Source organism: Humidesulfovibrio sp., from assembly GCF_035560995.1.
In the GTDB taxonomy this organism is placed as follows: Bacteria; Desulfobacterota; Desulfovibrionia; order Desulfovibrionales; family Desulfovibrionaceae; genus Humidesulfovibrio.
In genome coordinates this window covers 1-12264 of the sequence record NZ_DATMYK010000112.1, presented here as the reverse complement: position 1 = coordinate 12264, position 12264 = coordinate 1, and the positions used below count along the sequence as shown (strand labels likewise).

The window sequence follows — 12264 nt, the reverse complement described above, 5'->3', positions numbered from 1 at the left end:
GTGGTGCAGCTCTTGCCCGATCCCGACGGCCACGTGGGCCAGGTGACGGTGACCACCCAGGCCGGCTCCGCCCTGCTGACCCAGGCGGGCAGCGCCGTGCGCGTGGCCGACGCCAAAAGCATGCCCAGCGCGCCGGAGCAGTTGACCGAGGCCGAGAGCGAGGCGCTTTTCGGCCCGGCCAGGCGCGCCCTGCCGGAAAAACCCGTGCGCTTCATCTTGTACTTCGAGAGCGAGACCACGCGGCTCACCAAGGAGTCCCAGGCGCTTCTGCCCCAGGTGCTGGCCACGGCCAGGGAACGCGCCTCGCGCGACATCGCCATCGTGGGCCACGCCAGCGCCGCAGGCGACGAGAATTACAACATCGATATCTCGCGCCGCCGGGCCGAGGCCGTGCGCAAGCTGCTGCTCAAGGCGGGCATGCCGCCGGAAGCCTTCGAGGTGGCCTCCCACGGCTCGGCCAACCCGCTGGTCATAAGCGGCAACCCGCATGAGCCGAAAAACCGCCGCGTGGAGATCACCGTGCGCTGAGTTCCGGCCCGCTCCACCGCCTCCCATAAAGCCCCGCGCCCTCGACAAGCGCGGGGCTTTTACGTAAATTGGCCGCTTCGCGGCAGCATGCCGCGCCGCCACTCACCACGCCCGGAGGTCCCGATGATCCTGCTCGACGGCAAAGCCACGGCCCAGTCCATCCGCACCGAACTCAAGGCCGAGGTGGCCGAACTGACGCCGAAGCATGGCCGCGCCCCGGGCCTGGCCGTGGTCCTGGTGGGCGAGGATCCGGCCTCCCAGGTCTATGTGCGTAATAAGGAACGCGCCTGCGCCGAGGTGGGCGTCGTTTCCTTCCCGCACCGCCTCCCCGCGCAGACCACCCAGGAGGAGCTGGAGGCGCTCATCGCGCAGCTGAACGCCGACGACGCCGTGGACGGCATCCTGCTGCAGCTGCCCGTGCCCAAGGGCCTGAACAGCCGCCGCTGCCTGGAGCAGATCCGCCCGGACAAGGACGTGGACGGCTTCCACCCGCAGAACATGGGCAGGCTGGCCCAGGGCCTGCCGGGCTTCGCCCCCTGCACCCCGGCAGGCGTCATGGAGCTTTTGAAGCGCTACGACCTGCCCACCCAGGGCAAGAACGCCGTGGTGGTGGGCCGCAGCAACATCGTGGGCCGCCCGCTGTCCATCATGCTTTCCCAGCCGGGCCGCTACGGCGACGCCACCGTGACCCTGTGCCACTCGCGCACGCCGGACCTGGCCGCCCAGTGCCGCCGGGCCGATTTCCTTTTCGCCGCCATCGGCAGGCCCAAGTTCATTACCTGCGACATGGTCAAGCAGGGCGCAGTGGTGATTGACGTGGGCATCAACCGGGTGGACGACTGCCTCATGGGCGACTGCGACTACGAGTGCATCGTGGGCACGGCCGGAGCCATGACCCCGGTGCCCGGCGGCATAGGCCCCATGACCATCGCCATGCTCATGAAGAACTCCGTGCAGGCCTACAAGGACCACGTGGGCGCAAAGTAGGCGCAGGGCAACATGCCGCAACGCCAAGGGCCGGTCTGGACGCGTATGCGCCCGGACCGGCCCTTGGCTTTTGACGCGGCGCAAACGCCGCCGCGGCTTTCCCTACACCTTGCGGCAGACCAGCAGGCCGGAGCCGATGGGCACGATGACCGCGTCCACGCGGGGGTCCATTTCGGCCTCGTACAGGAATTCCGGGAATTCCTCGGCGTGACTGATGGCGTTGTCCACGGCGATGACGCCTCCTTTCGGCAGCGCGGCCAGGGCCAGCTCGTAGGCTTCCTTGGCCATGTTGCGCTCGGCGTCGATGAAACAGAAGGCCAGGTTGGACAGGGACTTGAGCCCGGCAAGCGCGTCGGCCTCGCGCAGTTCCACCACGTCCAGAACATCGGCGGAAGAAAGGCTCTGGCGCGCCAGCTCGGCCTTGGCCGGGTCCAGCTCGAAGGTGGTCAGCTTGCGCTTCGTGGCGCGGCAGGCCAGGGCCAGCCACAGGGCCGAATAGCCCGCGCCCGTGCCCACTTCGGCCGCGTCCCCCGGGGGGCAGTTGGCCAGGAGCAGGGCCAGCAGCTTGCCTGTCTCGGGCGGAATCTGGCGCAGCAGGCGTTTTCTTTCCATGCCCTGGGCCTTGCGCCAGGCTTCCAAAGCCTTCAGGTGGCCCTGGGTGACCTCGATGGACTGGGGAATGTCTCTGAACATGCGTAAGCCTCCGGGGTTGCTGCGGCCGGGATCGGACGGATGAACCGTGCGGCCGGGCTGACTGCTGGTTGTCGGCGGTGTGTACCCGGATTTCCGCCGCGCGAAAAGGGGGAACTCAGCCCTGCGGCGGCAGGAGAGAGAAAGGCGTCAAGGCCTCGCTCAGCTCACTCTCCTGCACGGGCTTGCTCACGTAGCCATCCATGCCCGCCCCAAGAAACTTTTCGCGGTCGCCGGGCATGGCGTAGGCAGTAAGGGCGATGACCGGCACGCGCGCCTTGCCCATGGTTTCGTGCAAGGCGCGGATGCGCTGCGTGGCTTCCACACCGTCGAGCACCGGCATCTGGATGTCCATGAGCACGACGTCGAAATCCTGCTCGCCGCAGGCGCGCACGGCGTCCATGCCGTCCTCCACCGCCGTCACTGCATGGCCCATGCGCGTAAGCATGGTGCGCACGGCCAGACGGCTGACCATTTCGTCCTCGGCCAGCAGCAGCCGCAAGGGCCGCACGGCGGCGCTGGGTCCGGCGAGGAGCGGCGCGGCTCCGTCGGCAATCTCGGCGGCGTCCAGGGTCAGCAGCAGGTGGATGTCCGTGCCGCGCCCCACTTCGGTATCCACCACGATGGAACCGTCCATAAGCTCCACAAGGCGCTTGACGATGGCCAGCCCCAGCCCGGCGCCCTCGAACTTCCGGGCGAAGCTGGCGTCAGACTGGGTGAAGCGCTTGAACACATAGCCCACCTGCTCGTCCGGGATGCCGATGCCCGTATCGCTGACGCTCAGGTACAGGCGCACCTTGCCCGGCAGCGCCGTGTGCGGCGCGCTCCAGGCCTCCACCCGCACAGCACCCTGGGAGGTGAACTTTATGGAGTTGCCAACCAAGTTGAACAGAATCTGACGGATGCGCGCCTCGTCGCCCAAAAGCGTTTCAGGTACGCCGGGCCAAACGTGGAAGTTCAAAGCCAGGGCCTTGGACGCGCAGGCAAGCCTGAAGAGATTTCCTACCGAATCGAACAGAGGCTGCACGCGCAAGGGAGCACGGTGCAGAAAAAGCCGCCCGGCCTCCATGCTGGAAAAGTCCAGCACGTCGTTCAAAAGCCCCAGCAGCCTGCGCCCGGCATCAAGGGCCAGGTCCACGTACTCGTCGCGGTCGGCTTCCGCCGCGCCGGCCTGCAACAGCTGCAGCATGCCCAGCATGCCGTTCAGCGGGGTGCGGATCTCGTGGCTCATGTTGGCCAGAAACTCGCCCTTGGCCCTGCTGGAGGCCTCGGCCACGTTCTTGGCCTCCTGCAGATCCAGCTCCATGCGCTTGCGCAGGGTGATGTCGGTGTTGCACACGCGGCGGCCCAGGGGCGTGCCGTCCTCACGGGCGATGCTCTCGCACTTGTGGCTCACCCAGATGACATCTCCTGAGCGCGTGATGATGCGGATGTCCATTTCGCAACGGCCGCTGCCTGGCAGATCCACTTCCTTCAGGTGCCGGGCGAAGCGCGGGGCGTCCTCCGGGTGGACGATGCGGTAGCCCAGATCGCAGTCGGCCATGAATTCCTCGGCGCTGTAGCCGGAGATTCGCTCGCAGGAGGGCGAGACCCAGATCATTTTGCCGTCCGGTCCGCGCCAGTACTCCCAATCGTAGGTGAAGTCGGCCACGGTGCGGAACATGAGCTCGCTTTGCCGCAGGGCCTCCTCCGCACGGACGCGGTCGGTGATGTCCTCAAAGGCGGCGACAAAACCGCCGCCCGACGTGATGCCGGAGATGAGGAACTCCCGGATTTCGCCTTTTTTGCTGGCAACATGGCACAGGCGAGGCTGGATTCTGGTCCGCTGCTCAACCGCCAGCCGCAGGTCCAGCTCCCAGGCCGTGCGCACCTCGTCGCGGTAGGCAGGATCCGGGTAAGCCAGCGGCCACCAATCGCCCAGTTCGGCAATGTCGGCCAGAGTGTAGCCGAAGGTATCGACAAAACACTGGTTCACGTTCAGCGCGCGGCCATTGCGGTCAACGTAGCACAAGGGCATGGGCGCGCGGTCGAACAGCTCGCGGAAGCGTCCCTCGCTTTCGAACAGCGCCTGCTCCGCCAGATGACGCTGGGTCACGTCCTGAAAGACCACGCCGAAGGTCTCGCCCTGGACGGGAAAGGCCGAAACCTGAAAGTGGCGCCCCAGTTCCGGCTGGTAGGTATCGAAAGCCACGGGCCGGTTGTTTTTCAGCATGGCCACGTAGGTGTCCAGGTCGGGCGCGACCGCGGCGCCGAAAATCTCCTTCACGCGGCGGCCAATGACCGCCTCGCGCTTGAAGTTCAGCACGCGCTCGTAGGCGGGGTTCACATCGCGCACAATGTAGTCCGCAGGCTGGCCGTCCTGGTCGCGCACCAGATCCAGCACACACAACCCCTCGGTCATGGAGTTGAACAGGGTGCGGTACTGGGCGTCGCTGGCGGCCAGCTTGCGGGTGGCCCGCAAAAGCCGTTCACTCAGCACGCTCACCAGAACGCCGCACAGGATCAGAAACAGCCACTGCAGCAAATCGTGCGTGGCCGCGATGCTCAGAGAGCCGACAGGGGGAATGGCAAGGTAGCAGATGCCGATGGCGCTTATGGCCGTGGCCAAAAGGCCCGGCCACAGCCCGCCGGTGAGCGAGCACAAGATGATGGGCGCCATGAACAGGATGAGCATGGGCCGGTTCTCAAAGCGCTGCGCAATCGCCAGCCGCAAGGCCAGAGTCGCCAGCGGTGCGGCCACGGCAAGGCTATAGGCGGTCCAGCGCGGCAGGCGTGTGCGCAAGAGCTCCGGCATGCGTTCCCATCCTGAAGTTTATGAAACTCCCCACGCCGCCGCACCGTTCGAGGCGGGCGGGATACTTCACCCTACGTAGCGAAACCTACGGCAAGAGAGGGAAATTGGCAAGATTAGGGACCGGAAACTGCGGGGCTTCGGCCCGCGCCTCTAAGCGGACCGGCGTTCCAGCTCCGTGATGTAGTCGTCGATGTCCGCGACTGGCACGGTTCCCAACGAGACTCCCGCGCAACCCGCTCCCTCTTGCACCGGCGCGGGTGCGGCTGCCGTGGCGCAGTCCGGGCGCTGGTCGAATTGGACGTTGTAGTCGAACACGCGCGAGGAATGCTCCTGGGGCACTGCGGTGGCGGAGGGGACGTTCAGACGCATGGGCTTGCGGAAGTCCGTCCGCCCAGTCAGATAGTCGTCGCGATAGGCGGAGAAGGTGAACATACCCTTGCCCTTGCAGGTTTCCAGCATGCTGTCCAACTGGGAGATCTTGTTGTCGCGGATGAGGGTGGCCACGGCGCGGGTGTTGCGCAGAACCGAGAGCAGCGGCACGGAGAAACGCAGCTTGGGCATGTAGGCCAGCTGCTGGTTCACAATGCCCGCCAGACTTTGGGAAAGCTGCAGGCGCGCATGCTCCGCCGAGGCCGGCACCAGGCTGCAGATGCGGTGCACGGCTTCCTCGTGCGAGCCCGCGTGCATGGTGGCGATGACCAGATGCCCGGACTCTGCCGCGTCCAGCGCCAACTGGATGGTTCCAGGGGCGCGCATCTCACCCACCACCACCACGTCGGGCGCCTGGCGCAGCACGTCGAGCAGGCCCTGCTGGTAGCTGTGAAAGTGCTTCCCCAGTTCGCGCTGTTCGATGAAGGCGTTCTTCGAGGTGAACAGGTACTCGATGGGGTCTTCCAGGGTCACCACATGGCAGGCCCTGGAGGTGTTTATCTCGTTGATGAGCGCGGCGATGGTGGTGGTCTTGCCGCTGCCGGTGGAGCCGCAGATGAGCAGCAGGCCGGACTTCACAGCGCAGAAATCCTTGAGGGACGGATGCAGGTTCAGGCTCTCCAGGTCCGGGATGACCGAAGGCAGGAAGCGGATGGCCATGCTGACGCCCCGGTGCGAGCTGAACACGTTGATCCTGAGCCGCTTGCCAGCCACGGACAAGGCCAGGTCCGTGGACCATTGCTCCCTGAGCTGCTGCTTCTGCCGGGGGTTCAATATGGTATCCACCAACAGGTCGATCTCCTGAGGCGAGAGGGAGTGCTGTTTCTGGAAGAACACTTCGCCGTCCTTGCGACACACAAGCGGATGATCCCCAGTGATGTGCAGGTCGGAGCAGCCGCGCTCGTAGCAGGCGTTTATGATTCGAGTAAAGGTTTCCATGCGTGTCGTTCCTTGAGAATGGGAGGCCAGCGGCCTGGGGTTCGAGCAGTCAAAAACACAACGTGGACGCCAGCGCATTGCAAAATGCGTACGCGGGCGGCCCGGGTTTGCCAAACTCCGGCCTATAAGTCAAAAAGTTCTGCTGATATCGCCGGATGCGAGAATTCGCTTTGGAATCCGGCAGGCGGCATGTATCGTCGACGGGAAGCATTGGCATGGACGTCTGGCGCTCCCCCCCAGTCCGGCTGCGCCAGGAACCAAAGGACGCCCCATGCCCATCGAAAGCTGGCTCGACAGCCTTGCCCAGCCGGATCACAGCGCCATCGACGGCGACCTGGAGGTCCTGGCCGGACGAAGCTACCCCTTTCTGACCGACTCCTGCGTAAGCGGACAGATCGAACGCCTGAGCGGACACCTGGGCCGCAGGCACCAGAACGTGCGCCGCCTGGTCATCGGCTACTCCCTGTACATCCGCCAGGTGGACACCATCCTGCAAAAAGGCCCGCGCGCCTTCTGCGGCGGGAGCTGTCCCAGGCCCCCGGCCGGCTGCTGCAACCGCGAACACTTCGTCATCATGAACGTCTCCGACCTCATGAGTTCGCACAATTCCCCGGCAGCCCTGCACATGGCTCACATGATCGGCCTGCTGCAGAAACAGGAAAGCGTCCACAACCGCGCCGGACGCACCATGCGGCCTGGCTACTGCTCCCTGCTGGCCGAGGACGGCTGCACCCTGCGCCTGTTCAAATCGCCGCGTTGCGCCCATTTTCTATGCGGTGACCTGGAGCGGGCCATGTTGCGCGAAAGCGACGGCGATGCCCAGCCCCTGCTGAACGCCATGAAGCACGCGGAGAGCAGCACGATCTCCTCTCCGGCGGACTATCAAAATCAGGCGGTCATCTCCGAGGCCGCGCGCCTGTACCCCCAGGAGCTTCGGCCCCCGGTCTGAACGCAAAAAGGCCCGGCCCCTTGCGGAGTCGGGCTTGGCGCAGGCCTGCCATCTACCGGCGAAAGACCCGGTCCTACTTCAAACGCTCCATGAGCTTCTGCGAGGACGCGTTCTGCGGGTCGATTTCCAGGGCCGTGGCCAGGAACTCCCTGGCCCGCGCGTTGTTTTTGACCATAATGTAGGCATAAGCCATGTTGTTGCACACCACAGCAGCTTGCTTGTGGAAGGAAGGTTCGAGGCTGAGGGCCTTCTCATAGCACTCAATTGCGGTCTTGAACTGCTCGCCGTCCACGCAAGCCAATCCATAGTTATACAGTATCGTCGTATCTTCTGCGTCTATGTGCAGGGCCTTCTTGTAGTTTTCAATCGCCTCGCGCACCTTTCCCTGCTTGCGCAAAGTGATCCCAAACCTGTTGAACGTCACCAGATCGTCCTTGCTGAGGTTCTCGCCCTTTGCGGCAAAATACTGCTCGAAATATTTCGCTGCTATATCAGGCGAGAATTCCATAACAGAGCTTGCTATGTCTGATATTATCGTACACAAGCGCTTTGCAGCCTCACACTGTTCGCATGTTATGGCCTCGTCAAAATACTTCTTAGCGCTATCCATATCCTTCTTGCGCGCATAGCACTTCCCTATCTCGTACTTTCTTTCCACATTCAGCGGGCTGATGTAGTCAAGAATTGTCATGTATGACAGATAGGCTTCTTCGTTGTTTTCGCGGTAGACCTCCACGAGCCTTTTGAGCGGTTCGAGATACAGCGGCGAGTACTTGTGGGCGATCTCAAACTCGGCGATGGCCTTGTCCCGGGTGCCCTTGAGCATGAAGGCTTCTCCGCGCAGCATGTGGGCTGCCGCGCAACGCTGCTTGATCTTCAGGAGTTCATCGCAAAGAGTGAAGACCTTGTCGATCTCGCGCTGCTCCAGACATATCCTGGCCTCCTGCACCAGATTGCTGATGCGTGATTGCGGCTTGATGATTCCAGCCATCTTTTCGATGAGGGTGTCCACCGAGACGGGCTTGGTGATGATGTGGTCCACTCCGATCTCATACAGGAGCGACAGGGATTCCTTGGTGGTCTCGTAGGTCATGGCGATGAGCTTCGCCTGGGGGAAGATCGACTTGGTGGTGCGGATGAAGTCGCTGGTTGACCTCCCGGCCAGGATGCGATCCACAATGATGAGCACCGGCATGCCGAGATAAAGGTGCTCGCGCAGACTCCGGCCTGCCTGTTCCACGTCCTTGACCGCCTCGACGCAATTGAGCTTGACGCCCAGGGCGCGCATGACCCCGGTGCGCACAGTCTTCACAAAGAGGGCGTCGTCGCTCAGAATGATGATGTACCCGTTCTGGTTTTCCAAAAAGTCCTTGACGTCGCTGTCACAGCGCGAGGTCTTGGAGGAAATCCGCACGGTGGAGGAGGTGTCCTCCATGTTGCTGATGTTGTTCGGCATGGTCGTATCCTCGCTTTCAGCTGTGCAGGGCTGTGGGGGGTACGATTTCGGCGGCGGCAAGGGCTTGCGGGCAGGGATGCGCCGAGAGGACTTGGCCTTCCGGGCCGCAAAACAGACACTGCCTCCAACTACGTACTCCACCAAGAGCAAGGAAGTGTCAACAGCATATTTAGAAAATGACAGCCCACTAGGCGCAAGCCCCAGCCAACGGGCTTGCTTCACAACACTTGTTCGTCTCCCCTGACACCCGGCCAGGATGGAGGCGCAAAAAAAGGCCCGCCCCCTTGCGGAGTCGGGCCCAAGATGAGCGGAAAAAGCGCCGGCCCTTCTACCGGGTCAGCAGCACCGGGCAGTGCGCGGCCGAAAGCACGCGGTGGGCGTCCGAGCCCATGAGCACGCCCTGCATGTCGGACAGCCCGCGCGTGCCCATGACAATGAGGTCGTAGTCGCCGGACTTGGCCTCCTGCACGATGACCTCGCCGGGGCGGCCCTCCTTGATGATGAGCGCGGGCTCCAGGCCCAGTTCGCGCACCTTCTTGACGTATGGGGCCATGAGCTTCTCCGCCTCGCGCACCAGGTCCCGAACCAGCTCCTTCCTCGGCTCGCCGCCGATGAGCATGGGAATGCGGCCAAAGCAGTGCAGCAGGGCCAAGTGCGCCCCTTGCGTCTGCGCAAGCCCGAGGGCGTAGCGCAGAGCGTTGCGGGAATGCTCGGAGTTGTCCATCGGGACCAGAATCTTCCTGAAAGTCAAGATCATGGCGCGCCTCCTTTCAGGTTCGACTTTCCTGACGCATGCCTCAGCCCGTGCGGGGAGTCAACAAGACGCCGCGACGGCGCGTCCAGCAGACATTGCGCTATTTCGCCAAAGAGCGACTTCTCTTGATGCGCGATAAATACTTATCCAACAGCTGCTCTGGCACTCCCTGCCGGTCCAGCTCCTTGAGCCTGCGGCTCACCTGCTCCGCGAGGGCCGCGCAGGGAGAGGCGCGGCTGAAGCCGAAATGAATGTCCATATCCGAAATGGCGGGGGTCAGGGAGATGAATTCACCTCTCTGGATGTTCAACGCAGCATATGACTTGCCGACATATTGGCTCGTGACGAAGTAATCGATGCGCCCGGCCTCAAGTTTGACGAAGTTGTTCTCCATGGTCGGCGCCTCCTCGATGGTCAACTCTCTGCGCAGGTACTCATCAAAGCCGTTGCCAAAGGTGTCGCCCAAACTGATCCCGCCCTTCTTCCCCTTCAGATCCGCCCAGGACTTGAGGGGGAAGGTGCGGTCTGCCCGCACGAACACGACGATGGGATTCGGGAATGCCCGGTGCGTCGTGAACTTCAGATACTCCGAGCGTTCCGGCGTAATGCGCAGGCTCAGCAGCAGGTCCACCTTGCCCAGCCGGGCCCATTCCAGGGCGCGCTTCCACGGCAAAACCGTGGGCTTAAGCGTCACCCCCGGCGGAACCACCAGTTCCAACAGCTCCTTGCTCGCCCCATCGTAAGCCGTCTCGCTCACCTTCCAGTGATAAGGGGGATAGTTCGGATTCGCAGCGTAGACGAGCTCCCGGCACTGTCCGGCATGCACCGTCTGGCCGCCAGGGATCAGGACCTCTGCCGCCGAAGCATGCGAAACCAGGAAGACAGCAAGCAGCAGGAATGCCATCGCTACGCGCACAAAGCCTCTGTCCACATTCCCCTCCGCGCGGCCAGGACAGGCCGGGATCGATTGCACCGACTGACTCTTGTCACTGAAAACAATAGGTATTCACCTCATCCCGCTCGTCACATACCCTATATTTCAAAACGGCACAGCAAAAATGAAAAGAAATTTGCCACCCCCAGAGCACGTGGATGAAAACACCGGTAAGCGCGCCTGCCAGCCCCGGCACGCACGGCCTTGTCAATGGCCCTGACTTGGGTATAGGCTTTCGAAAATCGCTTCCGTAGCGGCAGGTTGCAAAGCCGCCGCACACCATAAAGGGGGAAAGCCATGCTCAGCACCACCCTGTTTCCCGGACGCTACATCCAAGGCAACGGCGCCCTGAACCGACTGGGCGCGGAGCTGGCCCGCCTGGGCAGCCGCCACTTCATCATCTGCTCCCCCAGCCCCCGGAAAAACGTGCTGCCCGCCCTGTTGCCCCAGTTGGAACAGGCAGGAACCATCCGGGTGGAGGACTTCGGCCGGGAGTGCACGGACCTGGAGATCGAGCGTCTGCTGGCCTTGGCGCTGGACTTCAAGGCCCAGAGCATCACCGCCCTGGGTGGCGGCAAGACCATGGACGCGGCCAAGGCCGTGGCCAGCAAGGCCAAGCTTCCCGTGGCCGTGGTGCCCACCATCGCCTCTACAGACGCCCCGTGCAGCTCCGTGTGCATCATCTACACGGCCGAGGGCGTGTTTAACCGGGTGGACCTGCTGCCGAAAAACCCGGACCTGGTGCTGGTGGACACGGCCGTCATGGCCCAGGCCCCGGCCCGGTTCCTGGTTTCCGGCATGGGCGACGCCCTGGCCACCTGGTTCGAGGCGGACTCCTGCCGCATCAGCCGCGGGGCCAACATCGCGGGCGACGCGGGTTCCATGACCGCCCACGCCCTGGCCCGGCTCTGCTACGAGACCATCCGCACCTGGGGCCTTGCGGCCCTTACCGCCTGCGAGGCCAAGGTGGTCACCCCGGCCCTGGAAAAGGTCGTGGAGGCCAACACCCTTCTAAGCGGCCTGGGCTTCGAGAGCGGCGGCCTGGGCGCTGCGCACTCCATCCACAACGGCCTCACCGCCCTGCCCGCCTGCCACGACCGCCACCATGGCGAGAAGGTGGCCTTCGGCGTGCTGGCCTCGCTCTTCCTCACGGACAGGCCCCTGGAGCTGATGGACGAGGTATACGGCCTGTGCGGGAGCATCGGCCTGCCCACCACCTTCGCCGACCTGGGCCTTGCAGAGGTGACGGACGCGGAACTGCTGCGCGTGGCGGAAAAGACCTGCGCCGAGGGCGAATCCATCCACAACGAGCCGGTGGAGATCTCCCCGGACCTGGTCCTGGCCGCGCTCAAGGCCGCGGACGCCGAGGGACGCCGCCGCAAGCGCGGGTGACGCCAGCCCCTGGCGAAGTTTTCCTGCTGATGGTAGACTGCTGGCGCGCAGCGACGGGCGGGAGGCGTTCCCGTCCGCACCGCCTGCGTTCCGGCGCGTCCACCCCCAGCACGAAAGGCCCTCTATGCCCGCCATCGCCTTAAGCGTCTTCGACCTGTTCAAGATCGGTCCCGGCCCCTCCAGCTCCCACACCATCGGCCCCATGCGCGCCGGGCACGACTTCATCCAGGCCGCCAGGGCCCTCCCGCCGGAAGTACTCGCCACGGCCACGGGCCTCACGGTGCGACTCTATGGCAGCCTTTCGGCCACGGGCCGCGGCCACGGCTCGGACCGCGCCGTGCTGGCCGGACTCCTCGGCCGCTCGCCGGAGTCGTGCCCACCGGAATTTCTGGACGAACTGGCCGCCGCGCCC

At 64.1% G+C, this 12264-nt stretch carries 11 protein-coding genes; 5 read left to right on the top strand and 6 right to left on the bottom strand.

From position 1 onward, the window contains the following. Together VN419_RS04395 and folD are read left to right on the top strand one after the other, a co-directional pair. Positions 1-528, top strand: a 528-nt coding sequence (locus VN419_RS04395) for an OmpA family protein (protein ID WP_325644843.1), incomplete at its 5' end; no start/stop codon positions are given. A gap of 123 nt (positions 529-651) precedes the next feature. Beyond that, a complete protein-coding gene (folD, locus tag VN419_RS04390) occupies positions 652-1515 on the top strand; it encodes a bifunctional methylenetetrahydrofolate dehydrogenase/methenyltetrahydrofolate cyclohydrolase FolD (RefSeq protein ID WP_325644841.1) in 864 nt (287 codons plus the stop codon). A 102-nt stretch (positions 1516-1617) separates the two neighbouring features. Here folD and VN419_RS04385 read toward each other — a convergent pair whose 3' ends face one another. From VN419_RS04385 to VN419_RS04375, 3 genes are all read right to left on the bottom strand, one after another. Continuing rightward, complete coding sequence (locus VN419_RS04385) at positions 1618-2208, bottom strand: O-methyltransferase (RefSeq protein ID WP_325644839.1); 591 nt, start codon at positions 2206-2208, stop codon at positions 1618-1620. Between the two features lie 115 nt (positions 2209-2323). Then, on the bottom strand, positions 2324-4999 hold the full coding sequence (locus VN419_RS04380; RefSeq protein WP_325644837.1) for a PAS domain S-box protein: 2676 nt from the start codon (positions 4997-4999) through the stop codon (positions 2324-2326). Between the two features lie 150 nt (positions 5000-5149). After that, positions 5150-6367: a PilT/PilU family type 4a pilus ATPase gene (locus VN419_RS04375; protein WP_325644835.1), complete on the bottom strand. Its 1218-nt coding sequence runs from the start codon at positions 6365-6367 to the stop codon at positions 5150-5152. A gap of 271 nt (positions 6368-6638) precedes the next feature. Here VN419_RS04375 and VN419_RS04370 point away from each other — a divergent pair, with 271 nt between their 5' ends. Beyond that, positions 6639-7316 (top strand): hypothetical protein, encoded by a 678-nt coding sequence (locus VN419_RS04370; protein ID WP_325644833.1) that lies wholly within the window; start codon positions 6639-6641, stop codon positions 7314-7316. A 73-nt stretch (positions 7317-7389) separates the two neighbouring features. On the opposite strand, the gene VN419_RS04365 is transcribed toward VN419_RS04370, so the two are convergent. The 3 genes from VN419_RS04365 to VN419_RS04355 form a co-directional block, all read right to left on the bottom strand. Further along, positions 7390-8772 (bottom strand): tetratricopeptide repeat protein, encoded by a 1383-nt coding sequence (locus VN419_RS04365; RefSeq protein WP_325644831.1) that lies wholly within the window; start codon positions 8770-8772, stop codon positions 7390-7392. 328 nt (positions 8773-9100) lie between these two features. Beyond that, the gene (locus VN419_RS04360; protein WP_325644829.1) at positions 9101-9529 is read right to left on the bottom strand and encodes a universal stress protein; all 429 of its coding nucleotides are present in this window, start codon (positions 9527-9529) and stop codon (positions 9101-9103) included. A 97-nt stretch (positions 9530-9626) separates the two neighbouring features. Beyond that, positions 9627-10457 carry an ABC transporter substrate-binding protein gene (locus VN419_RS04355; RefSeq protein WP_325644827.1) on the bottom strand — a complete coding sequence of 277 codons (831 nt, stop codon included), beginning with the start codon at positions 10455-10457 and terminating at the stop codon, positions 9627-9629. Positions 10458-10757: 300 nt separating this feature from the next. On the opposite strand from VN419_RS04355, the gene VN419_RS04350 reads away from it, so the two are divergent. Both VN419_RS04350 and VN419_RS04345 read left to right on the top strand, forming a co-directional pair. Next, positions 10758-11852 carry a glycerol dehydrogenase gene (locus VN419_RS04350; RefSeq protein WP_325644825.1) on the top strand — a complete coding sequence of 365 codons (1095 nt, stop codon included), beginning with the start codon at positions 10758-10760 and terminating at the stop codon, positions 11850-11852. 124 nt (positions 11853-11976) lie between these two features. After that, positions 11977-12264, top strand: a 288-nt coding sequence (locus VN419_RS04345) for a serine dehydratase beta chain (protein WP_325644823.1), incomplete at its 3' end; no start/stop codon positions are given.